28 protein-coding genes, 3 tRNA genes and 1 riboswitch are annotated in these 25,956 nt (G+C 74.0%); of the genes, 17 read left to right on the forward strand and 14 right to left on the reverse strand.

Annotated features, from left to right (window positions below; translation table 11 throughout):
• Positions 1 to 58: 58 nt before the first annotated feature.
• Positions 59 to 646: a metallophosphoesterase family protein gene (locus tag Cph01nite_RS08625; RefSeq protein ID WP_239069145.1), complete on the forward strand. Its 588-nt coding sequence runs from the start codon at positions 59 to 61 to the stop codon at positions 644 to 646.
• Between the two features lie 23 nt (positions 647 to 669).
• On the opposite strand, the gene Cph01nite_RS08630 is transcribed toward Cph01nite_RS08625, so the two are convergent.
• The 5 genes from Cph01nite_RS08630 to Cph01nite_RS08650 all read right to left on the reverse strand — a co-directional run bounded on the left by Cph01nite_RS08630 (position 670) and on the right by Cph01nite_RS08650 (position 2,923).
• A tRNA-Asn gene (locus Cph01nite_RS08630) sits at positions 670 to 742 on the reverse strand.
• Positions 743 to 842: 100 nt separating this feature from the next.
• Entirely contained in the window at positions 843 to 1,349 is a 507-nt protein-coding gene (locus tag Cph01nite_RS08635; protein ID WP_203673261.1) for a hypothetical protein, read from the reverse strand.
• Between the two features lie 58 nt (positions 1,350 to 1,407).
• A complete protein-coding gene (locus tag Cph01nite_RS08640; RefSeq protein ID WP_203673264.1) occupies positions 1,408 to 2,094 on the reverse strand; it encodes a phosphatase PAP2 family protein in 687 nt (228 codons plus the stop codon).
• Positions 2,095 to 2,107: 13 nt separating this feature from the next.
• Entirely contained in the window at positions 2,108 to 2,809 is a 702-nt protein-coding gene (locus Cph01nite_RS08645; RefSeq protein WP_203673265.1) for a phosphatase PAP2 family protein, read from the reverse strand.
• 40 nt (positions 2,810 to 2,849) lie between these two features.
• Positions 2,850 to 2,923: transfer RNA gene (locus Cph01nite_RS08650), tRNA-Ile, on the reverse strand.
• Positions 2,924 to 3,110: 187 nt separating this feature from the next.
• Here Cph01nite_RS08650 and Cph01nite_RS08655 point away from each other — a divergent pair.
• The 7 genes from Cph01nite_RS08655 (at position 3,111) to Cph01nite_RS08685 (ending at position 8,873) form a co-directional block, all read left to right on the forward strand.
• Positions 3,111 to 3,887, forward strand: a complete 777-nt coding sequence (locus Cph01nite_RS08655; protein WP_203673266.1) for a DUF1206 domain-containing protein — start codon at positions 3,111 to 3,113, stop codon at positions 3,885 to 3,887.
• 79 nt (positions 3,888 to 3,966) lie between these two features.
• Positions 3,967 to 4,041, forward strand: a riboswitch (cyclic di-GMP riboswitch).
• An 18-nt stretch (positions 4,042 to 4,059) separates the two neighbouring features.
• Positions 4,060 to 4,275 carry a BldC family transcriptional regulator gene (locus tag Cph01nite_RS08660; RefSeq protein ID WP_203673267.1) on the forward strand — a complete coding sequence of 72 codons (216 nt, stop codon included), beginning with the start codon at positions 4,060 to 4,062 and terminating at the stop codon, positions 4,273 to 4,275.
• 154 nt (positions 4,276 to 4,429) lie between these two features.
• Positions 4,430 to 4,918 (forward strand): peptide deformylase, encoded by a 489-nt coding sequence (gene def, locus Cph01nite_RS08665; RefSeq protein WP_203673268.1) that lies wholly within the window; start codon positions 4,430 to 4,432, stop codon positions 4,916 to 4,918.
• A gap of 153 nt (positions 4,919 to 5,071) precedes the next feature.
• On the forward strand, positions 5,072 to 5,572 hold the full coding sequence (locus Cph01nite_RS08670; protein WP_203673269.1) for a DUF3145 domain-containing protein: 501 nt from the start codon (positions 5,072 to 5,074) through the stop codon (positions 5,570 to 5,572).
• A 212-nt stretch (positions 5,573 to 5,784) separates the two neighbouring features.
• On the forward strand, positions 5,785 to 6,237 hold the full coding sequence (locus tag Cph01nite_RS08675) for a hypothetical protein (protein ID WP_203673271.1): 453 nt from the start codon (positions 5,785 to 5,787) through the stop codon (positions 6,235 to 6,237).
• A 45-nt stretch (positions 6,238 to 6,282) separates the two neighbouring features.
• Positions 6,283 to 7,893 carry an FAD-dependent oxidoreductase gene (locus tag Cph01nite_RS08680; protein ID WP_203673273.1) on the forward strand — a complete coding sequence of 537 codons (1,611 nt, stop codon included), beginning with the start codon at positions 6,283 to 6,285 and terminating at the stop codon, positions 7,891 to 7,893.
• 122 nt (positions 7,894 to 8,015) lie between these two features.
• Positions 8,016 to 8,873: an FAD:protein FMN transferase gene (locus Cph01nite_RS08685; protein ID WP_203673275.1), complete on the forward strand. Its 858-nt coding sequence runs from the start codon at positions 8,016 to 8,018 to the stop codon at positions 8,871 to 8,873.
• A gap of 82 nt (positions 8,874 to 8,955) precedes the next feature.
• Here Cph01nite_RS08685 and Cph01nite_RS08690 read toward each other — a convergent pair whose 3' ends face one another.
• The 5 genes from Cph01nite_RS08690 to Cph01nite_RS08710 all read right to left on the reverse strand — a co-directional run bounded on the left by Cph01nite_RS08690 (position 8,956) and on the right by Cph01nite_RS08710 (position 13,945).
• Entirely contained in the window at positions 8,956 to 10,200 is a 1,245-nt protein-coding gene (locus tag Cph01nite_RS08690; protein WP_203673277.1) for a beta-ketoacyl-[acyl-carrier-protein] synthase family protein, read from the reverse strand.
• Positions 10,201 to 10,282: 82 nt separating this feature from the next.
• Positions 10,283 to 10,531, reverse strand: coding sequence for an acyl carrier protein (locus tag Cph01nite_RS08695; protein ID WP_013117379.1), 249 nt, complete (start codon positions 10,529 to 10,531; stop codon positions 10,283 to 10,285).
• Between the two features lie 78 nt (positions 10,532 to 10,609).
• A complete protein-coding gene (locus Cph01nite_RS08700; RefSeq protein ID WP_203673279.1) occupies positions 10,610 to 11,614 on the reverse strand; it encodes a beta-ketoacyl-ACP synthase III in 1,005 nt (334 codons plus the stop codon).
• Complete coding sequence (locus Cph01nite_RS08705) at positions 11,611 to 12,588, reverse strand: ACP S-malonyltransferase (RefSeq protein ID WP_203673280.1); 978 nt, start codon at positions 12,586 to 12,588, stop codon at positions 11,611 to 11,613. The genes Cph01nite_RS08700 and Cph01nite_RS08705 overlap by 4 nt, the downstream gene beginning before the upstream one ends.
• Before the next feature lie 115 nt (positions 12,589 to 12,703).
• Positions 12,704 to 13,945 carry a PucR family transcriptional regulator gene (locus Cph01nite_RS08710; protein ID WP_239069146.1) on the reverse strand — a complete coding sequence of 414 codons (1,242 nt, stop codon included), beginning with the start codon at positions 13,943 to 13,945 and terminating at the stop codon, positions 12,704 to 12,706.
• Between the two features lie 113 nt (positions 13,946 to 14,058).
• On the opposite strand from Cph01nite_RS08710, the gene Cph01nite_RS08715 reads away from it, so the two are divergent.
• Positions 14,059 to 14,745 carry a hypothetical protein gene (locus tag Cph01nite_RS08715; protein WP_203673281.1) on the forward strand — a complete coding sequence of 229 codons (687 nt, stop codon included), beginning with the start codon at positions 14,059 to 14,061 and terminating at the stop codon, positions 14,743 to 14,745.
• Positions 14,746 to 14,863: 118 nt separating this feature from the next.
• Here Cph01nite_RS08715 and aceE read toward each other — a convergent pair whose 3' ends face one another.
• Entirely contained in the window at positions 14,864 to 17,608 is a 2,745-nt protein-coding gene (aceE, locus tag Cph01nite_RS08720) for a pyruvate dehydrogenase (acetyl-transferring), homodimeric type (RefSeq protein ID WP_203673283.1), read from the reverse strand.
• A 302-nt stretch (positions 17,609 to 17,910) separates the two neighbouring features.
• Here aceE and Cph01nite_RS08725 point away from each other — a divergent pair, with 302 nt between their 5' ends.
• Complete coding sequence (locus Cph01nite_RS08725) at positions 17,911 to 18,333, forward strand: DUF3052 domain-containing protein (protein WP_203673285.1); 423 nt, start codon at positions 17,911 to 17,913, stop codon at positions 18,331 to 18,333.
• Complete coding sequence (locus tag Cph01nite_RS08730) at positions 18,330 to 18,803, forward strand: peroxiredoxin (RefSeq protein ID WP_203673286.1); 474 nt, start codon at positions 18,330 to 18,332, stop codon at positions 18,801 to 18,803. Before Cph01nite_RS08725 ends, Cph01nite_RS08730 begins: the two co-directional genes overlap by 4 nt.
• A 142-nt stretch (positions 18,804 to 18,945) precedes the next feature.
• Here the strand turns inward: Cph01nite_RS08730 and Cph01nite_RS08735 are convergent, their stop codons facing one another.
• Together Cph01nite_RS08735 and Cph01nite_RS08740 are read right to left on the reverse strand one after the other, a co-directional pair.
• Positions 18,946 to 19,470 (reverse strand): hypothetical protein, encoded by a 525-nt coding sequence (locus Cph01nite_RS08735; RefSeq protein ID WP_203673287.1) that lies wholly within the window; start codon positions 19,468 to 19,470, stop codon positions 18,946 to 18,948.
• Positions 19,451 to 20,125, reverse strand: coding sequence for a TetR/AcrR family transcriptional regulator (locus Cph01nite_RS08740; protein ID WP_203673288.1), 675 nt, complete (start codon positions 20,123 to 20,125; stop codon positions 19,451 to 19,453). The genes Cph01nite_RS08735 and Cph01nite_RS08740 overlap by 20 nt, the downstream gene beginning before the upstream one ends.
• Positions 20,126 to 20,203: 78 nt before the next feature.
• On the opposite strand from Cph01nite_RS08740, the gene Cph01nite_RS08745 reads away from it, so the two are divergent.
• Positions 20,204 to 21,127 (forward strand): ABC transporter ATP-binding protein, encoded by a 924-nt coding sequence (locus Cph01nite_RS08745; protein WP_203673292.1) that lies wholly within the window; start codon positions 20,204 to 20,206, stop codon positions 21,125 to 21,127.
• A gap of 1 nt (position 21,128) precedes the next feature.
• Complete coding sequence (locus tag Cph01nite_RS08750; protein WP_203673294.1) at positions 21,129 to 21,884, forward strand: ABC transporter permease; 756 nt, start codon at positions 21,129 to 21,131, stop codon at positions 21,882 to 21,884.
• A gap of 99 nt (positions 21,885 to 21,983) precedes the next feature.
• Here the strand turns inward: Cph01nite_RS08750 and Cph01nite_RS08755 are convergent.
• A tRNA-Val gene (locus Cph01nite_RS08755) sits at positions 21,984 to 22,057 on the reverse strand.
• Positions 22,058 to 22,158: 101 nt separating this feature from the next.
• Between Cph01nite_RS08755 and Cph01nite_RS08760 the strand changes: the two genes are divergently transcribed.
• The 4 genes from Cph01nite_RS08760 to Cph01nite_RS08775 are packed head-to-tail and all read left to right on the forward strand — an operon-like array spanning position 22,159 to position 25,933.
• The gene (locus Cph01nite_RS08760) at positions 22,159 to 23,208 is read left to right on the forward strand and encodes a zinc-dependent alcohol dehydrogenase family protein (protein ID WP_203673296.1); all 1,050 of its coding nucleotides are present in this window, start codon (positions 22,159 to 22,161) and stop codon (positions 23,206 to 23,208) included.
• Positions 23,205 to 24,392, forward strand: a complete 1,188-nt coding sequence (locus Cph01nite_RS08765; protein ID WP_203673299.1) for a Nif3-like dinuclear metal center hexameric protein — start codon at positions 23,205 to 23,207, stop codon at positions 24,390 to 24,392. Before Cph01nite_RS08760 ends, Cph01nite_RS08765 begins: the two co-directional genes overlap by 4 nt.
• A complete protein-coding gene (locus Cph01nite_RS08770) occupies positions 24,389 to 25,126 on the forward strand; it encodes a zinc ribbon domain-containing protein (protein WP_203673300.1) in 738 nt (245 codons plus the stop codon). The genes Cph01nite_RS08765 and Cph01nite_RS08770 overlap by 4 nt, the downstream gene beginning before the upstream one ends.
• Positions 25,127 to 25,183: 57 nt before the next feature.
• Entirely contained in the window at positions 25,184 to 25,933 is a 750-nt protein-coding gene (locus tag Cph01nite_RS08775; RefSeq protein WP_203673437.1) for a histidine phosphatase family protein, read from the forward strand.
• Positions 25,934 to 25,956 lie beyond the last annotated feature (23 nt).

Here is a 25,956-nt window from a genome sequence, read left to right on the forward strand (position 1 = left end):
CCGGGCCCGCACCGCCGCGAGGCGTGCACGGTGCGGCCCGGTGGGGGAGCATCGAGCGGTGGCACCCTTCGCGCAGGACACCGACCCGTCGGGCGTGCGGGTCCTCGTCGTCGCCGACACCCACGTCCCCGCGCGTGCGCGCGACCTGCCCGCCGAGGTCTGGCGGGCGGTCGACGCCGCCGACCTCGTGGTGCACGCGGGGGACTGGGTGACCACCGACCTGCTGGACCGGTTCGAGCAGCGGGCGTCCCTGCTGCTCGCGTGCCACGGCAACAACGACCCGCCCGCCCTCGCGGCGCGCGTCCCCGAGGTCGCCCGGTCGACGGTGGCCGGCGTCCGCCTCGGCGTGGTCCACGAGACGGGGGCCGCGACCGGGCGGGAGCGGCGGTGCGACGAGCGGTTCGACGACCTCGACCTGCTGGTCTTCGGCCACAGCCACATCCCGTGGGACTCCGTGACGCCGCGCGGGATGCGCCTGCTCAACCCGGGCTCGCCGACCGACCGCCGCCGCCAGCCCGCGTGCACGTACGTCACGTTCACCCTCCGCGCCGGGGCGGTGCACGACGTCGTCCTGCACCGGCTGCCACCGCGCGTGCCGGCGCGCCGGGGCGGCGCCGGCAGCACGAAGGCCCCCGGCCCGCGGTGACGCGGGACGGAGGCCTCGACGAGCTCCCCCGACTGGACTCGAACCAGTAACCCTTCGATTAACAGTCGAATGCTCTGCCAATTGAGCTACGGGGGATCGTGCGGGAAAACCCTAGCAGGCTCCCGGGGGTGCCTCGCGACACCGCGGCGGTGCCGTGACGCTCCGGTGCCGTGACGCTCCGGTGCCGTGACGCTCCTCAGGGAGCCAGGCCGGCCTCGGCGCGGACGTGCGCCTCCGCCGCCGCGACCCGGCGCCCCGCGGCCGGGTCGGTCAGGTCCACCGTCGCGTCCCCGATGACCTGGGTGAACAGCTCGCCGTCCTCGTCGCGACGCAGCGCGACGCGCACCGGCGTCCCGGCGCCGGGCACGTGCTCCACGTGCACGACCGACTGCTGGACGCGCTCGCGGAACGACTGGACGAGGTCCCACGCGTCGACGTCGTCCGCGAGCACCAGCTCGGTGCGCGCCCCGCTGACCCAGTGCACGGTGAGCGTGCGGGTGCGGGCGTCGAGCGCCCCGCGGTCGACGTCGGCCCACGGGGTGCGCACGACTCCCGACTCGCCGGCGAGGTGCAGCGCGCGGCGCGTCGTGACGGCCCACCGCCCGTCCGCCAGGGGTGCGGTCGCGAGGATCGCGTCGGCCCGCAGGTCGAGCGTGCGTCGCAGGGGATCGGGCAGCCGGCGACGCCGGGAGAACAGGGCCACGGCACCACCGTAGCCGCGCGCGCGGGTCGCGGGATCCGCCGCCGGGTGGACGTCGTGGTCAGGAGGGGGTGCGGCGCACGTAGTTCCAGGCCAGGACGGCGCAGGTCGCTCCGTTGAGGAAGCCGACGACGACGTCGCTCACCGAGTGCAGGCCCCGGTAGACCCGTGCGACGGCCACGGCCACCGGCACCAGGACGCACAGCACCGTCACGACGCGGCGCAGCACGGGGCGCTCGATCTGCTGGGCCTGCATCGCGAGCGTGAGGTAGAACGCGGCCGCGGCACCCGTGTGGCCGCTGGGGAAGCTCGAGGTCGGCGGGACGTGGTCGAGGTGCTCGACGTCGGGCCGTTCGCGACCGACGACGAGGGAGGCGGACAGGAAGATGGCCGCCTGGACGGTGACGGCGAGCCCGGGGATCACGGCGTACCACCACCGTCGCGTCCGCCACCAGACCAGGGCGATGGCCAGCACGCACGCACCGATGAGGAACTCCGTCTGCCCGATCGCCGAGAGCACGGTGGTCACGGTGTCGACCGGCGGCGTGCGCTGCTGGACGAACCAGTCGTTGACGGCGTACTCGCCCTCGAGGTTGCCCAGCGGTCCGGTGATGAGCAGACCCAGGCCCACCACGACGCACCACAGCACGACGGCGGGCAGCAGGACCCGTCGCACGACGTCGCGTCGCGCCTCGCGCGCCGGTGGGGCGCTCGGGTCGGTGCGGTAGCGGTGCCAGAAGGCGTGCACGTGTCCTCCGGTGTCACGGGGTGGAGCGGGCCCGGTCGACGGGGTCGTCGACCGGGGTGCCGGCGGCGGTCCGCCGGAAGCCGACGAACGACGCGACGGCGACGGCCGCGCCGAGCATCACCCCGCCGACGACGTCGGAGGGGTAGTGCACGCCGAGCAGCACGCGGTCGGCGGCGGTGACCAGGACGAGGGCGGCGGCGGTCGCCGGCACGGCGACCCGGCCCCGCCGTCCCAGCACCGGCCAGACCAGCAGCGTCAGCGTCACCGCGACGAGCGCGGCGTTCGTCGCGTGCCCGGACGGGAAGCTCGAGCCCGGGGCGCGGGCCACGGCGTCCTCGATCACCGGACGCGCCCGCTGGACGATCCCCTTGGCGGCGAGCTGCAGGACCCACCCGGCGGCGACCGTCCCGCCGGCCCACAGCGCACGGTCGCCCAGGCCGCAGCGACGCCATGCCGCGAGGCACACCGCAGGCACCAGGACGAGGTTGACCCACCGCGCTGCGGTGACCTCCTGCCAGGCGATCAGACCCGACCGCAGCACGTCGGACCCCCGCGTGACGTCGGTCGCGGCACGCACGACGGACTCGTCGAGCGCCACGACCGCGCCGGACCCGCCGCGCACCGCCACCGCCAGCGCGACGACGGGCAGGACGACCGCGGTCCCCAGGGCGAGGGCGTGCAGCAGCGCACGTCGACGGACGGGGGCGGCTCGCATGGCGAGACCCTAGAGGCGGGTCCGGGGGGCCGCACGCCGGTGGGCCAGGTGGGGCTTGAACCCACGACCGACGGATTATGAGTCCGCTGCTCTGACCGACTGAGCTACTGGCCCCTGCTGACGTGCAGGTTACCGGAGCACGTCGCTGACCTGCCGGGACGGTGGGCCCGCTCGGGACGTCGCCGGGTGCCGCCCATGGTCCGGAATGCCCGCTCCGGATGCCGAACCACCCGACCGCTGCCACCATCGCTGCGGGCACCGACGGACGTCGGGAGGTGGGGGCCCGCGTCGAGGAGGTGACATGGGCACGGTCGCGACGAGGTCGCCGCAGGGCGCCTGGGAGATGGGCGCTCGGGCGGGGTACGCCGCCAGCGGGCTGGTCCACGTGCTGATCGGCGTGCTCGCGGCGCAGCTGGCCCTCGGGTCGTCCGAGGGCAGCGCGGACGAGTCCGGAGCCTTCTCGACGATCGCGGCCACGCCCTTCGGGGCTGTGGTGCTGTGGTTCAGCGTCGTCGCGTTCGTGGCGCTGGCCGCCTGGCAGGCGGCGGCCGCGGTGAGCGGCGCCGCCGGCGAGACGTCCGACCGGGTCAAGGCGGGTGCCAAGGCCGTGGTGTACCTGGCGCTGGCCGGGACGGCGTTCACGGTGGTGCGCGGCGGCTCGGGCGGTGGGCAGACGTCGAGCACGACCGCCGAGCTCATGCAGGCGCCCGGCGGCCGGCTGCTCGTGGGGGCCGTCGGGGTGGGTGTCGTGGTCGTCGGGGCGTACCACGTCTACAAGGGGTGGACGAAGAAGTTCCTCGAGGACCTGCACCGCCTGCCGTCGGGGACGGCGGGGCGGGTCGCACGCCGCGCCGGGGTCGTGGGGTACGCCGCCAAGGGCGTGGCGCTCGGCATCGTCGGCGTCCTGTTCGTGGTCGCGGCAGCCACGGCCGACCCGCAGGAGGCGACCGGTCTGGACGGCGCGCTGCAGGCCCTGCGGGACGCTCCGGCAGGCCCGGTGCTGCTGCTGCTGGTCGCCGCGGGCCTCGTCGCTTTCGGGGGCTACTGTGGCGTTAGGTCCCGGTTCGGCAGGCTATGACTTTTCACCCGCTCCGGACAGATCTGGCACGGCGGCGGTTGTTGCACAGTTGTCCAGATTGGGGCATAGTCGTAGTCGTCAGCGACAACGGCAAACCCGCCGCAAGGTGGGGACGCAAAGCCACGGGGCCTACTGGGCCAGCCGAGCTACCGAACGACAAGGAGTACCAGCCATGGCTGTTCACACTGAGGCCCCCCTCTCGCAGGGCGCACTGCTCACCCCGGGTGAGGTCGCGGTCCTGTTCCGCGTCGACCCGAAGACGGTCACGCGCTGGGCGCAGGCCGGCAAGCTCTCCGCGGTCCGCACCCTCGGGGGCCACCGCCGCTTCCACGAGGCCGAGGTCCGGCAGCTCCTGACCGGCGTCCCGCAGCAGCGCGCCGGGGAGTGAGCCCCGCGCCGTCAAGGACGACGCACCCACGACGTCGACGCCGGTGGTGACCAGTTCACCACCGGCGTCGTGCTGCGTCCGGACGGCCGCGCAAGGACCGGCGGGCGGGTCGTCCGCGGACCGGGGGCCCGGCGCGACGTGAAAGGATCAGGGCATGGCTCTGCGTGAGATCCGCATCGTCGGCGACCCCGTCCTGCGCACCCCCTGCGACCCCATCACCACCATCGACGACCGCGTCCGCTCCCTGGTCGAGGACCTCCTCGAGACCGTGGACATGGACGGTCGGGCCGGGCTGGCCGCCAACCAGATCGGCGTCGGCCTGCGCGCCTTCTCGTGGAACATCGACGACGAGATCGGCTACGTGCTCAACCCGGTCATCGTCGAGGTGTCGGAGGACGAGTACCAGGACGGGGACGAGGGCTGCCTGTCGGTGCCTGGTCTGTGGTACCCGACGCACCGCGCCTGGTACGCCCGGGTGGTCGGCACCGACCTCGACGGGCGTGAGGTCGTCGTCGAGGGCACCGAGCTGATGGCGCGCTGCCTGCAGCACGAGGTGGACCACCTCGACGGGATGCTGTACCTCGACCGTCTCGAGCGCTCCGTGCGCAAGAAGGCCATGCGGGCGATCCGCGAGCAGCTCTGAGGACGCGCAGCGCGCGTCCGCTGGACCTGCGGCGACGCATGAGGCATCCTGTGCCGTGCACGCCGCGTGCGCTGCATCCGTGCTGGTGACGGTTCCCGATCAGGGGCGAGGTCGTTGGGGAAGGCGACCCTCGAGCCCATCCGGGAGGACGACATGGCCGGTGCTATCACCCGCGGTGTACTTTTCGTGCACTCTGCGCCGCGCGCTCTCTGCCCCCACGTCGAGTGGGCGGCAGGCAACGCGCTGGGCGCGCGCGTCAGCCTGGACTGGACACCCCAGCCGGCCGGGCCGAGCTTCTACCGGGCCGAGCTCTCGTGGCAGGCCGCTCCCGGGACGGGTGCCAGGCTCGCGTCCGCGCTGCGCGGCTGGGCGCACCTGCGCTACGAGGTGACGGAGGAGCCGAGCGCGGGCGTCGACGGGTCGCGCTGGAGCCACACGCCTGAGCTCGGCATCTTCCACGCCGCGACGGACGTGCACGGCAACGTCGTCGTCCCCGAGGACCGCATCCGCGCCGCCCTGGAGCACGCCGCCGACCCCGACCGCCTGCGTGCGGAGCTCGACCTGGCGCTCGGGCAGGCGTGGGACGACGAGCTCGAGCCGTTCCGTTACGCCGGCGCCGGCGCGCCGGTGCGCTGGCTGCACCGCGTCGGCTGACGCCTCCGCCGCGGGCGGGCGGTCCACCTTTCGGGTGGACCACCCGCCCGTGCCGGTGGTGAAACCTTTCGCACCTGGAGCGACGGTTCGCGTGGACCCGTCGCTCGGCTACCGTCCGTCACGCGTCCCGGGTCCGCCGGGGCAGGTCGAGGAGCCATCCGGGGGGAGACGGGCCGTACCAGCGGCGCGTCTGTCACACGCGGAGGACGCCGATGCCAGCACGCCGTCGGCCGCTGCCGCCCGCCCTGGGCGTGATCGCCGGCCTCGGCGCGGGCCTCGCGCTGACCGGGGGCCTGCCGTCGGGCGGCACCGGGACCGAGCCCCGGGCGGTCGCTGCCGACCGTGACGACGAGCGACCCTCGGCCACCGGTGCCGACGGCACGTTCCGTGGCAGCGGCGGGTACGAGACACCGGGTGGACGCCAGCAGATCGACGTGACGGTCGTCCTGGACGACGGCCGCGTCACGGCCGTGCGCGTCGACCCGGCCGCCACCAACGCGACCTCCCGGCACTTCCAGGAGAGGTTCGCCTCCGCGGTCGTCGACGCGGTCGTCGGGCGACCGCTCGACGAGGTGGCCGTCGACCGGCTCGCCGGCTCGTCCTCGACGGGTGCGGGATTCATGGCGGCTCTCGACCAGGTGGTGCGCGATGCGTCCGGCACCTGAGCCCGGCGCGTCGGAGGGGTGCGCGCCGGGCCGGAGGGCACCGCGATGAGGGCGGCGGTCGACGGTCTCCTCGGCAGGGTCAGCGCCTACCGGACGGCGACGGTCGCCCTGGTCGTGGTGCACGCCGCCGCCGGGGTCCTGGGACACCTCGGCCTGCTGGACGTGGATCCCGTGGCGCTCGCCGCCACGGTGGCCGCCGCGACCGCCGGCACGCTGCTGACGAGCGTCACCGGGGCGCTCGTCCACGGTGCTCGCGCGCACGTCGAGTCGTCGCTCATCACCGGCCTGATCCTGGCCCTCCTGCTCTGGCCCGCGACGACGGTCGACGCGCTCGTGGGAGCCGGTCTGGTCGGCGCCGCCGCCGGTACGTCCAAGGTCCTCGTGCGCTGGCGTGGTCGGCACCTGCTCAACCCGGCGGCGGCCGGAGCGCTGGTCGCAGGGCTCGGTGTGGCGCCCCTGCTCGGCACCGCGGCGCCGGTGTGGTGGGTCGCCACGCCGCTGCTCGCCCCCGTCGTGCTCGTCGCGGGGGCGGTCGTGCTGCGCCGGGCCGGCACCGGGACCGTGGCCGTCGCGTACGCACTGACCTACCTCGCCGTGACCGTGCCGCGGCTGGTGCTGCACGGGCAGCAGCCCCTCGACGCCCTGGTGAGCGCCCTCGGCTCGCACCCCGTGCTCGTCGTCGCGGCGTTCATGGTCGTCGAGCCCCTCACCCAGGCGCCGCGACGTCGCACCCGCACGGCCGTCGCCGTCCTCGTCGGTGCACTGGCCGGGACACCGTTCGCGTTCGGCCCGCTGTCCACGTCGCCCGAGCTGGCGATCGTGGCGGGCAACGTCGTCACGGCGCTCGTCGCGGCCCCGTACGCGATGCGGCTCGTCGTCGTGGGGCACCGGTCGCCGGGCCCCGGCGCGCACGAGGTCCTCCTGCGACCGGTGCGGGCGTTGCGCTGGCAACCGGGTCAGTGGGTGGAGATCGACGTCGGGCACGCCCGGCCGGACGGTCGGGGACGACGCCGCGTGTTCTCGCTGGTCCCGGCGGGGCGCGAGGCCCTCGCGGTCGGGTTCACGGTCCGTGACCGGCCCTCGGCGTTCAAGCGTGCGCTCATGGCGGCGCCCGTCGGCTCGACGGTGCGCGCCACGTCCGTGGGCGGGGACTTCCTGCTGCCGCAGGACCCCACACGGCCCGTCCTGATGATCGCCGGGGGGATCGGCGTCACCCCGTTCATCTCGCAGCTCGAGCACGCCGGGCCGCGGGACATGGTGCTGGTCCTCGTGTGCCCGACGGGCATGCCCCCGCCGTACCTGCGGCGCATCGCCCGCAGCCGGGCCCGGGTGGTGGTCGTCTCACCCGAGCCCGTCCCCGACCTGCCCCCGCGCTGGACCTGGCACTGCGGCACCCGGCTGACGCCGCAGGTCCTCCGCTCCGCGATGTCCGACCTGCCCCGACGGGCGGCGTACGTCTCCGGGTCCCCGGACCTGGTGCGCCGCGCCCGCGCCGTGCTGCGGGAGGTGGGCGTGCGCCGCGTGCGCACCGACAGCTTCGCGGGGTACGGGCGGCGCCCCGCGCACCGCTCCACGGGCCCGCTCCCCGGCGCAGCGCCCGCTCGCACGCGTCGGAGCGCGGCTCGCCGCGAGCAGCCCGTCGACGCGAGCGTCTGAGGACGTGCGCGTCTCCCGTTCCCGCGTCCCGGCGCACGTGCAGGTGCGCCAGCCGGCGCCGGGCCGCCCGACCTGGCGCCCGCCCGCCCCCGCCGGGGCTGCAGGGGAGGAGGTCACGTCCGGTGCCCCGTGCTGAGACGAGGTTCGAGGCGATCGGCACCGCGTGGTCGATCGTCACGCCCCAGCCGCTCGCCGACACGACGCTCGACCGCGTCCGGGCGGTGATCGAGGAGTACGACGTGGTCTGGTCCCGGTTCCGCACCGACTCCGTGGTGGCGCGGATCGCCCGCGAGGGCGGCACGCACGCTCTTCCAGGGCACGCGGCGGAGCTGCTCGACCTGTACGACGTGCTCGACGACCGGACCGGGGGAGCGGTCACGCCGCTGGTGGGCGGGTGCCTCGTCCGGCTCGGGTACGACGCCACGTACCGTCTGCGTCCTTCTGGCCCACCCCTGCCCGCCCCGCGGGGTGTGCTCACCCGTACCGGGACGACCCTCACCGCGACCCGACCCGTCGTGCTCGACGTCGGTGCCGCGGGCAAGGGCCAGCTCGTCGACCTCGTCGGCGACGAGCTGCTCGCCTGCGGCGTGGGCGAGCACCTCGTCGACGCCGGCGGTGACATGGTGCACCGCGGACCGGACCCGGTCCGCGTCGGTCTGCAGGCGCCCGGCGACCCCACGCGGGTCGTCGGCGTCGTCACGCTGCGCGACGCGGCCCTGTGCGGGTCGGCGTCCGACCGACGGGCCTGGGGCGAGGGCCTGCACCACGTCCTGGACGCCCGCACCGGCGAGCCGACGCGCGACGTGGTCGCCACCTGGGTGCTGGCCGACCGTGCGATGGTCGCCGACGGGCTCGCCACGGCGCTGTTCCTGGCCGACCCCGACGTGCTGCAGGGGATCGTCGCGCACACCTACGTCCGGCTGCACGCCGACGGCCACGCGCGGTACGCGCTCGGCCTGCCGGGAGAGGTCTACGCCTGAGGCACCTCGAGGCCGTCCTCGGCCGCACCCCCCGACGGTCTCGTCACGGCGGTCCCGCCGACCGTCCCGGGTCGGACACCGGTCACACGGACGTGACGACCAGAGCCACGTTGTGACCGCCGAAGCCGAACGAGTTGTTGATGGCGGCCACGGGCCCGGCGGGCAGGGCACGCGGCTCGTCGCGGACGAGGTCGAGCACGAGCTCCGGGTCGGGCTCGGCGACGTTGATGGTCGGCGGAGCGGTCCGCTCGTGCAGCGCGAGGACGGTGAAGATCGTCTCCAGCGCGCCGGCACCACCGAGCAGGTGCCCCGTCATCGACTTGGTCGCCGAGAGCACGGCGTGGTCCGCGTCGTCGCCGAGCACGGCGCGGATCGAGCGTGCCTCGATGAGGTCGCCGACGACCGTCGACGTCGCGTGCGCGTTGACGTGCGCGACGTCCGACGCCGCGACCCCCGAGTCCGCCAGCGCGGACCGCATCGCGCGGATCTGGCCGTCGCCCGACGGCTCGGGTGACGTGATGTGGTAGCCGTCGGCCGACAGGCCGAGCCCGGCGATGCGCGCGTACACGCGCGCACCGCGCGCGGCGGCGTGCGCGGCGGACTCCAGGACGACGACGCCCGCACCCTCGCCGATGACGAAGCCGTCGCGGTCGACGTCGTAGGGACGCGAGGCGCCCGCGGGGTCGTCGTTGCGGGTCGACAGCGTGCGCGACGCCGCGAACGCGGCGATCGGCATGGGGTGGATCGTGGCCTCGGTGCCGCCCGCGACGACGACGTCGGCGCGGCCGTTGCGGATCATCTCGACGCCGTAGGCGATGGCCTCGGCGCCGGACGCGCACGCCGAGACGAGCGCGTGCGCACCGGCACGCGCACCGAGCTCGAGGGAGACGTACGCGACGGGGGAGTTCGGCATGAGCATCGGCACGGTCATGGGCAGGACCCGACGACCGCCCTTCTCGCGCAGCGTGTCCCACCCGTCGAGCGTGGTCCAGATGCCACCGATCCCGGAGGAGACGACGGCGCCGAGCCGGTCGCCGTCGACCTCGGGTGAGCCCGCGTCGGCCCACGCCTCGCGCGTCGCGATGACCGCGTACTGCGCCGAGGGGTCCATGCGCTTGAGCTCGGGGCGTGCCAGCACCTGGTCCGCGGGGACCTTGAGCGTCGCACCGAAGTTCACGGCGATCTCGTAGCGCTCGGCCCAGTCGTTCTCGAAGGGGCGCGCGCCGGACTCGCCGGCGAGCGCGGCCCGCCACGTGCTCGGGACGTCACCACCGAGCGGCGTGGTGGCGCCCAGGCCGGTGACGACGACCTCGGGGACGGTGCTCATGGGTACTCCTCGGTTCAGGCGGGCGGTGCGCACGGCCGTCGGCCGGCGCACCGCCCGGGTGCACGCGGGGTGCGGCGCAGACTCAGGCCTGGGCGCCGGCGATGAAGCTCACGGCGTCGCCGACGGTCGCGAGGTTCTTGACCTCGTCGTCCGGGATGCGGACGTCGAACTTCTCCTCCGCGAGCGTGACGATCGTCATCATCGACAGCGAGTCGATGTCGAGGTCGTCGGTGAAGGACTTCTCGGGCAGGACGGAGTCGGTCGGCAGACCCGTCTCCTCGCTGACGATCTCGGCCAGTCCGGCCAGGATCTCCTGCTCGCTGTGCGCCATCGGGTGTCTCCTCGTGTCGGGTGGTGCAGGGACGTGCTGAACGGTACAGGCGCACGGTGCGCCCGCCGTCGGCGCGGATCAGGGCAGGACGACGACCTGCGCGGCGTAGACCAGGCCCGCGCCGAAGCCGATCTGCAGCGCGAGCGCACCGGGGCGGATGCTGCCCTCGCGGCGCAGCCGCTCGGCGGCCAGCGGGATGGACGCGGCCGACGTGTTGCCGGTCTCGGCGATGTCACGGGCCACGACGACGGACTCGGGCAGCTTCAGCTGCTTGATCATCTGGTCGATGATCCGCATGTTCGCCTGGTGGGGGATGAAGGCCTCGATGTCCGCGGCGGTCACCCCGGCCGCGTCCATGGCCTTCTGCGCCACGGGCGCCATCTGCCACACGGCCCACTTGAAGACCGACTGGCCCTCCTGCCGCAGCGTCGGCCAGCCCGCGCCCTCGTCACGCGTGGCGACCCACGAGTGGGTCTGCCGGATCGCCTGCGCCTGGGCGCCGTCCGAGCCCCAGACCGTCGGGCCGATCCCGGGCGTGTCGGACGGACCGATGACGACCGCCCCCGCGCCGTCGCCGAGCAGGAACGAGATGGACCGGTCCGTCGGGTCGACGAACTCGCTCATCTTCTCGGCGCCGATGACCAGGACGTGGCGTGCCGTCCCGGCGCGCACCAGGGCGTCGGCCTGCCCGACGCCGTAGCAGTAGCCGGCGCACGCGGCGGAGATGTCGAAGGCCGCGGCGGGCGTCGCGCCGATGCGGTCGGCGACGATCGCGGCGCCCGCGGGGGTCTGGTGGAAGTACGTGACGGTCGACAGGATCACCGCGTCGATGTCCGCGCCCGTCAGGCCGGCGTCGTCCAGGGCCGCGCGTGCCGCGGCCTCGGCGAGGTCCAGGACGTCGGTGCCGTCGGCCGCGCGACGGCGGGTCACGATGCCGGTGCGCTGGCGGATCCACTCGTCGGACGAGTCGATCGGGCCCACCAGGTCGTCGTTGGGGACGACGCGCTCGCCGCGCACCCCGCCGAGGCCGAGGATGCGGGTGTGCGCGGGCCCGGTGGCCTGCGTGAGGGTCGGACGGGTCACGACTGGCTCTCCTGTGCGGTGGGGGTGGTGCCGGCGTGCCGACGGACGAGGTCGCGCGCGGCGTCGAGGTCGGCGGGCGACTTCAGGGCGACGGTCTCGACGCCCGGCAGCGTACGCCGCGCCAGCCCGGTCAGGACACCGCCCGGTGCCACCTCGAGCAGCGCGGTCACGCCCAGCCGCAGGAGAGTGGCCTGGCACAGGTCCCAGCGGACCGGTCGCGCCACCTGCGCGACGATGCGCGCGAGCGCGTCGTCGCCGTCGGTGACCTCGGCGCCGTCCGCGTTGGCGAGCAGCGTCACCACGGGTCGGCGGGGGACCAGCGTGGCGGCCGCCCGGGCGAGCTCCTCCACGGCCGGGGCCATGTGGCGGGTGTGGAAGGCTCCGGCCACCTGCAGCGGCACGACGCGGGCGCGGGTCGGCGGCTGCGCCGTCAGCGCGGCGAGCGCGTCGAGCGTGCCGGCCGCGACGACCTGCCCGCCGCCGTTGACGTTGGCGGGCACCAGGTCGAGCTCGGCGAGCCGCGCGAGCACCTCGTCGGGGTCGCCGCCCAGGACGGCGCTCATGCCGGTCGGGGTCGCCGCCGCGGCGCGGGACATCGCGGAGCCCCGCACGGCGACGAGCCGCAGGGCCTCGTCGTCCGAGAGCACACCGGCCGCCGCAGCAGCGGCCAGCTCGCCGACCGAGTGGCCGGCGGCGACGTCGAGCGCTCCGGGGGTCACCGTGGCGAGGTCGCTCCCCGGGGTGGCCTCCAGGACGGCGCGCAGGCTCGCCAGGGCGGTCGCGACCAGCAGGGGCTGGGCGACCGCGGTGTCGCGGATCGTCTCGGCGTCGGAGGTGGTGCCGTGGGCCAGCAGGTCGGTCCCGACGACGTCGCCGGCGTGCCGCAGCGCGTCGGCGAAGCCGTCGACCTCCGTCCAGGGGACGAGCATGCCGGGGGACTGGGCACCCTGACCGGGGCAGGCGACGACGAGCACCCGACAACCATGCCGTCCCCACCGCGCGCGGCCCGGTCACGGCAGGCACCAACCTCGTGGCCCAGCGTTGTCGGACCCGCACAAAGCGCGCGGCACGAGGGCGGCGCCCAGCCCGTCAGGTGCGCGCGGCGTCGAGCCGACCGACCGCCAGCGCCGTCTGCAGCACGTACGACTCCCGCGCGTCGAGGGGGTCCCAGCCGGTCACGTCCGACACCCGCCGCAGCCGGTACCGCACCGTGTTGGGGTGCACGTACAGGGTGCGCGCGGCGGCCTCGAGCGACCGCCCGGCGCCCAGGTACGCCGACAGGGTCCCCAGCAGCGACCCCTGGCTCGCCGCCAGCGGCTCGTACGCGCGCTCGACGAGCGCCCGCCGGGCGTCGGCGTCGCCCAGCAGCACGCGCTCGGGCAGCAGGTCGTCCGCGTGGACGGGACGGGGCGCCTGCTCCCATCCCGGGGCCGCGAGCAGGCCGGACAGGGCGGCGCGGGCCGACCTGGTGGCCTCGGCGAGCCCTGCTGCGGTCGGCCCCACGACCACCGGGCCCGGGCCGAAGCGCGGCAGCAGGTTCATCGCGGCCGCGCGCAGGTCGCCCTCCCCGCCGAGGAACACCACGAGCCGGTCGCCGAGGATGCCCACGAGGGCGTCGTCCGCCGCGCGCCGCGTGGCCCGGCGCAGGTCGGCGGCGCGGACCTCGTCCATGTGGGCGCCGGCGGTGCCCACGACGACGAGCGTGGACCCGCGCCCGCTCCAGCCGAGCGCCGAGACGCGCGAGCGCAGCGCGTCGTCGACGTCGCCCCGGACGAGCGCGTCCACCACCAGGGCCTCGAGGCGCGCGTCCCACGCACCGCGCACCTCGGCGGCGCGGGCGTAGACCTCCGCGGCCGAGAACGCCACCTCGCGGGAGTACCGCAGCACCGCCTCGCGCAGCTCGCGCTCCGCGCCGGGCGCGGCGAGACGGTCGGAGTGGGTCTCGACGACGTCGACGACGACGCGCACCAGCTGCAGCGTGTGCTGCAACGAGATCGAGCGCGTGAGCTCCGGCGGCGCGGCCGCGAAGATCTCCCCGACGCCGTGGGGCGGCCGGGTCGGGTCGGCGTACCAGGTGACGAACGCGGTGATGCCGGCCTGGGCGACGAGGTTGACCCAGGAGCGGTCCTCGGCCGGCAGGGCCCGGTACCACTCGAGGTCCTCGTCGAGCCGGCGCATGGCGGCGGCGCCGAGCAGCCCCGTGCCGTCGCGGACCCGGCGCTGCGTCTCGCTCTGGTCGCCCGGGCCGACGGGTGGCACGGCGGGGTCCGCAGGGGGCGCGGTGGAGCGGCGGGAGGGACGCGCCGCCGGCGTCCTCGGAGACGTCGCCATGACGCGAGCATAGAGCGACGTTGTGGGAAGTCGACAAACCCGCACGAGCGCCCGCGGGCCCCGGACGCGGCTCCGGACGGGTGCGCGCGGGGCGGAGCGGATAGGGTCTCGGCATGGCTCTTCTGCCCCGCCTGCGCCAGCTCATGCGGCGACCCTCCTCGGCCTCCAAGGTCGGGGCGCGTCGCCCGACGAAGGCCTCGCGGCGCGGGGACACCCTCCACGAGGACGCGCTGCGCTCGATGCTGAGCGACGACCCCAACAACGAGCGCGCGTTCCTGGCCCTCGCCGAGATCGTCCGCCGTCGCGCCGCAGAGTCCGTCCCGGAGGAGGACCCGCTCAGCGCACCGAACGTCGAGCACGAGCGGCAGCACGCCGCCGACCTGGCCGTCTGGTCGCTGGGGGAGGAGCTCGCCGGCAACCCGCGGGCCTGGTACCCCCTGATCGAGGTCGCGCGCCTGTCGGTGCGCGACGACCACGAGGGGACGATCCGGCGCCTGACCACGGCGGCCGAGCGCGACCCGTCGGGTCAGGCCCTCGTGCAGGGCCTCGCGCTGCTGTGCCAGGCCGGGCAGCCGGTCGACGCGCTGAACCTCGGCGTCGGTCACTGGCGCCCCCGCGAGCACGTCCCCGAGGTCGCCCGCGAGCTCGTCCGTGCCGCGATCGCGGCCGAGCGTCCGCTCGAGGCCAAGCAGCACCTGTCCTCGCTCGACCTGTACCCGGACCAGCGGGCGATCGCCGCGCTGCGCGACGAGCTGACGATCGAGGTCGCCCAGGCCCAGCAGACGACCCCCGGTACCTGAGCACACCGCGCCTCACCCGGTTCGACCGGGTGGGCGGCCCCCGGTTCGACCGGGTGGTCCCCGGACGCACGGACGCCCCCGGCCTCGCGGCCGGGGGCGTCCGTGTGTCAGCGGAACGTCAGGAGTCGCCGCCCGTGTTGCCGGAGGTGCCGGCCGAGACGTCGTGCAGGCGGTAGCGCTCGATCGCCTGCGCCGGCAGGGACGCGTCGACCTTGCCCTCCAGCACGAGCTGCTGCAGGACCCGGACCACCGTCGACGGCCCGTCGATCTTGAAGTGCCGGCGAGCGGCGGCGCGGGTGTCGGAGAACCCGAAGCCGTCCGCACCGAGGGTGGCGTAGCGGCCCGGCACCCAGGCGCGCACCTGGTCGGCGACGAGGTGGTCGTAGTCCGTCGTGGCGACGAACGGGCCCTCGGCGCCCTGCAGCTTCTGCGTGAGGTACGGCGTGCGGGGCTCGTCACCCGGGTGCAGGAACATGTGCTCCTCGGCGGCGAGCGCCTCGCGGCGCAGCTCGTTCCAGCTCGTCACGGACCACACCGCGGCGCGGACGCCCCAGTCGTTCGCGAGCAGGTCACGGGCCTCGAGCGCCCACGGCACCGCGACGCCCGACGCGAGGACCTGGGCACGCGGCCCGTCACCCTCCGCCGGGGCGACGAGGTGGATGCCCTTGAGGATGCCCTCGACGTCCACACCCTCCGGCTCGGCCGGCTGCACCATCGGCTCGTTGTAGACCGTGAGGTAGTAGATGACATCGCGGTCCCGGCCGTCGCCCTCGCCGAACATCCGCTCGATGCCGTCGCGCACGATGTGACGGATCTCGTACCCGTACGCCGGGTCGTAGTGCACGACGTGCGGCATCGTGCCCGCCAGCAGCGGGGAGTGCCCGTCGGCGTGCTGCAGGCCCTCGCCGGTGAGCGTCGTGCGGCCGGCCGTGGCGCCGATGAGGAACCCGCGCGCCATCTGGTCGCCCGCGGCCCAGAACTGGTCGCCGGTGCGCTGGAACCCGAACATCGAGTAGTAGAAGTAGAACGGGATCAGCGGCTCGCCGTGCGTGGCGTACGAGGTGCCCACCGACTGGAACGCGGCCGCGGAGCCGGCCTCGTTGATGCCGGTGTGCATGATCTGCCCGGCCTCGGACTCCTTGTAGCTCAGCATGAGCTCGCGGTCCACGGCCATGTAGTTCTGGCCGTTGGTGTTGAAGATCTTCGCGCTGGGGAAGATCGAGTCCAGACCGAACGTGCGTGCCTCGTCCGGGATGATCGGCACCAGGCGGTGCCCGAACTCCTTGTCCTTCACCAGGTCCTTGAACAGGCGCACGAGCGCCATGGTCGTGGCGACCTCCTGCGTGCCCGAGCCCTTGGCCAGGCCCTCGTAGACCTTGTCGCCCGGCAGCGTGAGCTTGGTGTGCTCGGTGCGCCGCTCGGGGACGAACCCGCCGAGCTGGCGGCGCCGGTCCAGCATGTACCGGATGGCGTCGTCGTCGGGGCCCGGGTGGTAGTACGGCGGCAGGTACGGGTCGGCCTCGAGCTGCTCGTCGCTGATCGGGATGTGCAGCGAGTCGCGCAGCGTCTTGAGCTCGTCGATCTTGAGCTTCTTCATCTGGTGCGTCGCGTTGCGCCCGGCGAACCCGGAGCCCAGGCCGTAGCCCTTGATGGTGTGGGCGAGGATCACCGTGGGCTGCCCGGTGTGCTCACGCGCCGACTTGTAGGCCGCGTAGAGCTTGCGGTAGTCGTGCCCGCCGCGCTTGAGCGCCCAGATCTCGTCGTCCGTCATCTTCTCGACGAGCTGCTTGGTGCGCGGGTCGCGGCCGAAGAAGTGCTCGCGGATGAACGCGCCGTTCTCGGCGCGGTACGTCTGGAAGTCCCCGTCGGGCGTGGTGTTCATCAGGTGGACCAGGGCACGGTCCTTGTCCGCGTTGAGCAGGGTGTCCCACTCGCGGCCCCAGATGACCTTGATGACGTTCCAGCCGGCGCCGCGGAACTGCGCCTCGAGCTCCTGGATGATCTTGCCGTTGCCGCGCACGGGACCGTCGAGCCGCTGCAGGTTGCAGTTGACGACGAACGTGAGGTTGTCCAGGCCCTGCTGGGCGGCGTGCTGCAGCATGCCGCGCGACTCCGGCTCGTCCATCTCGCCGTCGCCGAGGTACGCCCACACGTCCTGCTGGCTGGTGTCCTTGATCCCGCGGTTGTGCAGGTACTTGTTGGTCCACGCCTGGTAGATCGCCGAGGCCGGGCCCAGACCCATCGACACGGTGGGGAACTCCCACAGCTCGGGGGCCAGGCGCGGGTGCGGGTAGGACGGCAGGCCGCCGCCGGGGTGGGACAGCTCCTGACGGAACCCGTCGAGCTGGTGCTCCGACAGGCGGCCCTCGAGGAACCCGCGGGCGTAGACGCCGGGGGACGCGTGACCCTGGAAGTAGACCTGGTCACCGCCGCCGGGGTGGTCCTTGCCGCGGAAGAAGTGGTTGAGCCCCACCTCCGTGAGCGTCGCGACCGACGCGTAGGACGAGATGTGCCCGCCCACCGCCACGCCGGGTCGCTGCGCGCGGGTCACCATGACGGCCGCGTTCCAGCGGATCCACGAGCGGTACCGGCGCTCGAGGACCTCGTCGCCGGGGAAGTACGGCTCGTTGTGCACGGCGATCGTGTTCACGTACGGCGTGTTGAGGGACGCCGGGATGGCGACGTTGCGCTCCCGGGCGTGCCGCAGCAGGCTCATGAGGACGTAGCGGGCACGCGGGCCGCCCTTGTCCCCGATCAGCCCGTCGAGGGACTCGAGCCACTCACCGGTCTCCTCCGGGTCGATGTCGGGGACCTGGCTGAGCAGGCCGCCGATGAGCGGGCCCGTCTCGTCGATGGAAGCCACCGGTGCTCCTTCGCGTCTCGTGCGCGCCCGGCGCCTCGTGGCGCCACAGCACGCTCCAGTGCCTGCACCCGGCGACCCGCGCGTGGCGCGCGGGTGCGGTTGCGGGTAGTGGGACCATTCTCCGTCCGTCCGGCCCCGAAAGTCACACGGGGGACCCGGATGCGGGGCGTGACGTCCGTGACACGCCCGGCGGACGCCCTCTTGCCAGCGCTGCCCCGGCTGCGGTGGGCTAACGTGTGGCGACATCGACAGGTGGGTCCGCGGACAGTGCGGCGCACCGGGGGAGAAGGGAACGGGCCGACGTGTCATCCACCGCGGACGACTCCGCGACGCAGGCGGTCGCCCGCCTCGGCTTCACAGCCGGGCAGGTGATCCAGGAGCTCAACTACGACGACGACGTCGACGCCGACGTCCGTGCGGGGATCGAGGCCGTGACGGGCAACGAGCTCGTCGACGAGGACTACGACGACGTCACCGACGGGGCGGTCATCTGGTTCCGGGAGGACGACGGGGACCTCACCGACGCGCTGGTGGACGCGACGAGCGTGCTCGAGGACAGCGGACCGATCTGGGTGTTCTCGCCGAAGGCGGGTCGCGCGGGCCACGTGTCGCACTCGGACATCGAGGAGGCGGCGACCACCTCGGGCCTGCACGCGATGTCGACGTTCGCCATCGGCCCGGACTGGTCGGCGACGAGGCTGTCCACGCGCGGTCGCGGCAAGTGAGCGGTGCGAGCGTCCCGGTCGTCGGGGCGCCCGCACCCGGACTGACGCTCCCCGACACGCACGGCACGCCCGTGGCGCTCTCCGCGCTGCGCGGCGCCCCGGTGGCCGTCGTGTTCTTCCCGTTCGCCTTCTCCGGCATCTGCACCGGTGAGCTGTGCGAGCTGCGCGACAACGTCGCCGCCTTCGACGAGGTGGGCGTGCGACTGCTCGCGGTGTCCTGCGACCCGATGTTCACCCTGCGGGCGTGGGCCGAGCAGGAGGGCTTCCCCTTCGACCTGCTCTCCGACTTCTGGCCCCACGGCGCCGCGGCCCGCGCCTACGGGGTGTTCGACGAGTCCACCGGGCACGCGCTGCGCGGCTCGTTCCTCGTCGACGCCGACGGCGTGCTGCGCTGGAGCGTCGTGAACCCCCGGGGGCAGGCGCGACCGTTGTCGGCGTACCGCGCGGCGTTGGCGGAGCTGTCGGCCTGACGCGTGGGTGGACCTCCATGACCGCGGCGAGCTGCACGAAGCTCGCAGCTCATGCCAGTCAGGCGGGCGCGGCAGCTCTGCCGCTGGTACTTGCATCGGGAGGGTGCTGGGGCCTCTGTGGCGGGGATCGGGATCTCTTGGTCTACCGATGCGACAGCAGCTCGAGGGCGATGACGGCCACCGCGAGGATGCTCTCGGCGGCGAGGATGGCGATTCGCTGGGCGCGGGGAACCGAGAGCCTGCGGACAGCGAGGAGCCCGACCGCAGCAAGAGTAGCGATGGTGACCAGCATGGCAGCGAGCAGGCCGGTCGCTGTGTCGTAGAGGCCGACCCAGGCGAGCGTGAGGCAGGCCAGAGGGGGAACGGCGACAGCTCCCGCGCCGAGGGTGCCGGCGATCATGTGCCGGTGTTCGCTGACTGCGGGGAGGCGGGCGTGGATGACCATGTGGCTGAGGAGGTCTGCGACGTAGACCGCACAGATGGTCGCTGTGACCGTGATGGCGAGGGTGCCGAGGGCGAGGCTCGCGGCCGGATGCTGGTCGTGAGCGCGCAGCGCGATGATGACGGCGAGGGCTGTGAAGGTGACGTAGATGCGCTCCTTCAGCGCCGATGCTCGGTGCGTCCGCGTCGCCGCTTCGCTGTCGGCGTCAGAGCGAGGAGTGGTCATCAGCAGCTGCTTCTCGGGATGCGTAGGCGCGCATGAACACACGGGCGCCGTCAGACATCACGTGGCGAATGTGTTCGGCGTCGGCGCGTCTGCGGAGGGGCTCGTTGAGGACCCGGAGCGTCGTGAGGGCGTGGAAGTGGTCGGCAGCGAGTGTGGGGTCGTCGACGTCGAGCAGGCCGATGCTGGCGAAGTGCGCGAAGCGCTCGGCCAACGCCTGCGTATGAGCCTCGCCCAGGGGATGGTCCTCGAGTTCGGGAAGGAGCGACTCGTTCTCGGCGATCAGCTTGACCGCGGCCGCATAGTTGGACGACACGAGCAAGGAGCCGCCGAGGTCGGTCGCGAAGTCGGTCACGGCCCGCTCCAGCTCGACCTCGTCGTCGACCGCGACCACACCGGACAGATGCCGCTCGACGAGGTCGCGGAGCGTCCCCAGTGCCGCTTCGCCCGCGTCCTCGATGACGCCGAGCAACAACCGCCGCTTGTCGCCGTAGTAGTCGTAGACGGTCCGCTTCGACACTTCTGCCCGAGCGGCGATGGCATCCATGCTGGTGCGCTCGACCCCGGTCTGGACGAACAGTTCACGCGCCGCAGCGAGGATCGCGGCGCGCTTCTGCGCCTGCCCCTGCCGCACCGGCTTGTGCGTTGCCTCCGTCATGCCTCGTCCTCCTGAAACTCGCGAGCCGATCGTACACCGAACGGTGTAGCACTACACGGTACCGTGTAGTGTCGTCACATGCGAACGTCCACTCCGGCTTCCCTCCACGCCCATGCACTCGTCAAGCGCTACGGCGACATCACCGCCGTGGATGGCCTCTCGTTCCAGGTCAAGCCGGGCATCGTGACCGGCTTCCTCGGTCCGAACGGTGCTGGGAAGTCCACCACCCTGCGGATGTTCCTCGGCTTGGACAAGCCGACCAGCGGCGCGGCGACGGTGGACGGACACCGACTGGCGGAACTGCCTCAGCCCATGCGCGTGGTCGGCGCGATGCTCGACGCACGCGCGGTACATCCACGGCGCACGGCAGCCGCTCACCTCGCGGCCGTCGCTCGCGCCGGGGGCGTGCCGCGAAGCCGGGTCGCCGAGACGCTGGAACTCGTCGGCCTGGCAGACGACGGGAGTCGCCCGGCCGGTGACTTCTCCCTCGGGATGAAGCAGCGGCTCGGCATCGCGACTGCTCTGATCGGCGACCCCGGCATCGTCATCTTCGACGAACCGCTCAACGGCCTCGACCCCGAGGGCATCCGCTGGGCGCGTTCACTCATGCGCGACCTGGCGGCAGAAGGTCGCACGGTGTTGTTCTCCAGCCACCTGATGGGCGAGATGGAACTGACCGCCGACCACCTCATCGTGATCCACCACGGACGGCTCCTGGCCGACCAGTCCTTGAAGGCGTTCATCGCCGCCTACACGAGCGAGCACGTCCGCGCCCGCACGCCCGACCGGGACGGGCTGCGCGACGCGCTCTCGCGCGCCGGGCTCACCGCCACCTCAGACGCGCAACCCGCTGATGTGCTCACCATCCCCGACGCGACGACCGATCGCGTCGGCCACATCGCCGCCACCTCCGCGATCGAGCTGTCCGAGCTCACGCTCGTTCGGGACTCCCTCGAAGACGCCTTCCTGACCATGACCGCCACCGAGCACGAGGCTGCCTGACATGAACCTTCTCGCCTCCGAGTGGATCAAGACCCGCAGCGTCCTCAGCACGTGGATCATCGCGATAGCCGCCGTCGTGGTCACGGTGATGGTCAGCGTCCTCGGCATCAGCGGTCTGATGGCCGATTGGCAGGCTGATCTGCCTGCCGATTTCGACCCCACCGGCAACAGCTTCAAAGGCATCCTCGTCGGCCAGATCCTCGTCGCCACCCTCGGCGCACAGGCCATCACCAGCGAGTTCGCCACCGGACAGATCATCACCAGCCTGACCATCGCCCCCAAGCGCGGAGCGCTCCTGGCGGCCAAGCTGGCCATCGCTGCGCTCGTCGCCCTCGCCACCGCCGTCGTCATCGTGGGATGCAGCTTCGCCGCAAGCCAGGTAGCGCTCGCCGCCGCCGGACTGCCGACCGCGAGTCTCGCCGACCCCGGCACCATCCGGGCGACCCTCTGCGCGGTCGCCTACCTCGTCCTCACCGCTGTCCTCGGCCTCGCGTTCGGCACCATCACGCGCAGTTCCTCCGGGGCGCTCGCGATCATCGTCACTGTCGGACTGCTCGTTCCCGCTCTCGCGCCGGGCATGCCGGGAATCCTCGGCGACGTTGCCGGCACCTACTGGCCCACCACCGCCGGGCAGACCTCGTACACCATCACCGGAGCCGGTCCATTCCCGCCCCTGCTGGGACTCGGCATCATGGCGGTCTTCACCCTCTGGATGGCGCTCGCTGCCCATCTCACGCTGAAGACACGTGACGCATGACCACACATACCTACGACCTGTGCCATGTGTCTGTCGACCCAGCACGGAATCTGGAACTCGAACCGGTGATGTCGTTGGGTGTGGACAACGATCCTCGGGTGGGCCCGGCCGGTCTCGAACCGGCGACCTCCGCGGTGTAAGCGCGGCGCTCTGACCAACTGAGCTACAGGCCCTTGCGGTCGGTCAGCCTACCGGGGTGGCTCGCGGCCGCGGCACCCGCAGGGCCGCGGTGTGCCGGGCGCCGACGGGCGCTCGCGTGCGTAGGCTGCGAGACGTGCGAGCCACCCTCATCCACGGTCCCGGTGACGTCCGCGTCGAGCAGGTGCCGGACCCCGTCCTGCACCGTCCCACGGACGCTGTCGTCCGGGTCGTAGCGACCTGCGTCTGCGGCTCCGACCTGTGGGGCTACCGCGGCGTGCGCCCCCCGCGGGAGCCGCAGCGCATCGGGCACGAGTTCGTGGGCGTCGTCGAGGAGGTCGGCGCCGACGTGCAGCGCGTGCGCGTCGGGGACTTCGTCGTGGCGCCCTTCTCGATCAGCGACGGCACGTGCGCGCACTGCCGCAACGGCGTGCACACGTCGTGCGCGCAGGGCGCCTGGTGGGGGTCGCCCGACCACGAGGGCATCGCCTCCGACGCCGCCCAGGGTGAGTACGTCCGCGTCCCGCTGGCCGACGGCACGCTCGTCGTGACCCCCGAGCACCCCGACGCCGCCCTGCTGCCGCACGTCCTGACGCTCACCGACGTGCTCGGTACCGGGCACCACGCGGCACTGTCCGCGGGCGTGCACGCCGGGTCGAGCGTGGCGGTCGTCGGCGACGGCGCCGTGGGCCTGTGCGGCATCATCGCCGCGCGCCGGCTCGGCGCCGAGCGGATCGTCGCGATGTCCCGCAACCCCACGCGGCAGGCACTCGCGCGGCGGTTCGGCGCCACGGACGTCGTCGCCGAGCGCGGCGACGAGGGCGCCGCCGCCGTGGTCGACCTGCTCGGCGGGGTCGGTCCGGACGGCGTGCTCGAGTGCGTCGGCACGCGGGAGTCGATGGCGCAGGCGCTGGCCACCGTGCGCCCGGGCGGCCGCGTCGGGTTCGTCGGCGTGCCCGCCGGTGGCCCGGAGCTGCCCGTCCAGACGATGTTCTCGACGAACAAGGGTGTCGTCGGAGGCGTCGCTCCGGTGCGCGGGTACATCGAGGGCCTGCTGCCCGACGTGTGGGCCGGGGCCATCGAACCCGGCCTGGTGTTCGACCGGACCTTCGCGCTCGACGACATCGCCGACGCGTACCGCGCGATGGACGAGCGGACGTGCACGAAGGCGCTGGTCCTGCCGTGACCGCGACCCTCGCCGACGTCGTCAGCGCCCTCGAGCGCCGCTACCCGCCCCGGACCGCCGAGTCGTGGGACCGCGTGGGACTGACGGCCGGCGACCCCGACGCGCCCGTGCACCGCGTGCTGTTCGCCGTCGACCCCGTGGCCGTCGTCGTCGACGAGGCCGTCGCGTGGGAGGCGGACCTGCTGGTCACGCACCACCCGCTGCTGCTGCGGCCCGTGCACTCCGTGGCCGCGACCACGTTCAAGGGGGCGCTGCTGCACCGGCTCGTGCGGGCCGGGTGCGGGCTCTACGCGGCGCACACCAACGCGGACGCCGCGCACGGTGGTGTCGCCGAGGCGCTCGCCGACGCCGTCGGCCTGCAGGGCACCTCACCGCTGGTGCCCGCCGACGCGCCCGCGCTCGACAAGATCGTCGTCATGGTCCCGGTCGCCGGGGCCGAGGCACTGGTCGACGCGCTCGCCGCGGCGGGAGCCGGTGAGGTCGGGGACTACGCGCGCTGCGCGTGGACGACGACGGGCGAGGGCACCTTCACGCCGCAGCCGGGCGCGACTCCCGCCCTCGGTGAGGTCGGACGGCGCGAGAGCGTCGTGGAGGCACGCGTCGAGATGGTCGCGCCCCGCCACCTGCGCGGGCGGGTCGTCGCGGCGCTGCGGTCCGCGCACCCCTACGAGGAGCCGGCGTTCGACGTGCTCGAGCTCGCGGCGCTGCCCGGGTCGACCGGCCTGGGGCGCGTGGGCACGCTGCCGACGCCCGTGCCGCTGCGGGAGTTCGCCGCCGCGGTCGCCCGGGCCGTGCCCGCGTCGGCGCAGGGGGTGCGCTACGCGGGCGACCCCGACATGCCCGTGCGGCGCGTGGCGGTGCTCGGGGGGTCAGGGGACTCGTTGTTCGACGCCGTGCGAGCGGCCGACGTCGACGTGTACGTGACCGCCGACCTGCGGCACCACCCGGCCTCGGAGCAGCAGGAACGTGCCGCCTTCGACGCCGGCGACGGTCCGCCGCGCCCCGCGCTGGTCGACCTCGCGCACTCCGCGTCCGAGTGGCTGTGGCTGCCGCGCGCCGCCGACGCGCTGCGCGCGGACCTGGCGGCCGTGGGCACTACGGTGGAGACCCGCGTCAGCACGCGGCGCACCGACCCGTGGACGGGTCACGTGCCGCAGACGTCCCCGCCGGAAGGAACCACGTGACGAGCGCCCCCGCCGCCGACCAGCGCCGACTCCTCGACGTCCAGGAGCTCGACACCCGCCTCGCGCAGCTCGCGCACAAGCGACGCACGCTGCCCGCGCTCGCGCGGCTCGTCGAGCTCGACGGGCGGCTCGCCGACCTGGACGCCGCGCTCGTGACGTCCCGCACGGCCGCGTCCGACCTGCGCACGGAGCTGGCGAAGGCCGAGGCGGACGTCGCGCAGGTGCGCAGCCGGGCCGCACGGGACCAGCAGCGCCTCGACGGCGGCCAGGTCGGCGCCAAGGACGCGCAGGCGCTGACCAGCGAGCTCGCGAGCCTGGCCGCGCGGCAGTCGCACCTCGAGGACGTCGAGCTCGAGGTCATGGAGCGTCTGGAGTCGCACGAGGCCGTGCTGCAGGACCTGGAGCAGGCGCAGGGTGCGCTGGTCGCCGACCGTGACGCGGTCGTCGCCGAGCGCGCCGCCGGCTACGCGGAGATCGACGCCGAGGCGGCGCGCGTCCGCGCGGACCGCGAGCGTGCCGCCGACGGGCTCGACGCCGGGCTCGTCGCCCTCTACGAGCGGCTGCGCGGCCAGCTCGGGGGCAGCGGTGCCGCGGCGCTGCGCGGCAACCGGTGCGAGGGGTGCCGCCTCGAGCTCAACCCCCTGGACCTCGAGGCGATCCGGGCACGGCCCGCGGACGCCGTGGTCCGGTGCGAGGAGTGCGGACGGATCCTGGTGCGCCTCACCGACGCCTGACCGGCGACGCGCCCCGGCTGGACCAGGACGGGTGCCGCGGCGAAGACTGCGGGGGTGATGAACGCACCCGCACCCGACGCCCGCCGGACCGACGGCGGCACCGCCGAGCAGACCGTGCGGCGTCGCGCCGCGCGCCCGTCGGGCACCTCGCCGCGCTTCGACGACGACGAGCCGACCACGGTGGTCCTCGTCCGGCACGGGCAGACCTCGATGACGGTCTCGCGCGGCTACTCGGGCTCCTCGGAGCCCGGGCCGTCGCTGGACGAGCTCGGCCGCGGACAGGCGGCTGCCGCCGCGGCGCTGGTGGACCGTGTGGGCCGCGACCTGTGGGGTGACATCGACTACCCGAGCGAGGTCGTCGCGTCGCCGATGGTGCGGACGCAGGAGACGGCCGCGATCATCGCCGCCCGGCTGGGGCTCGACGTGCGGACCGACGCGGCGTTCCAGGAGGCGGACTTCGGGCAGTGGCAGGGCCTGACGGCCGACGAGATCGAGGAGCGGTGGCCCGGCGAGCTCGAGCCCTGGCACACCGACGGCCGGGTCCGCCCGCCCGGCGGGGAGTCCATCGCGGACGTCGGGGTGCGCCTGCGTGCGGGCCTCGACGGGCTCCTGGCGGGTGGTCCTCGCACCGTGGTGGTCGTGTCGCACGCCGTCGCGATCCGCGCCGCGCTGGGCGTGACCATGGGGGCGCACCCCGGGACGTGGAGCCAGCTGCGCGTCGCCCCGGCCTCCGTCAGCATCGTCCGCCTCTTCGCGGACCGTCGGGACGAGATCGCCGTCGCCGGCGCCCCCAGCGAGGGCTGGTGACGGCGGCGCGGTGACCCGAGGAG

The sequence above is a fragment of the Cellulomonas phragmiteti genome (genome assembly GCF_016862775.1).
Lineage (GTDB): Bacteria > Actinomycetota > Actinomycetes > Actinomycetales > Cellulomonadaceae > Cellulomonas > Cellulomonas phragmiteti.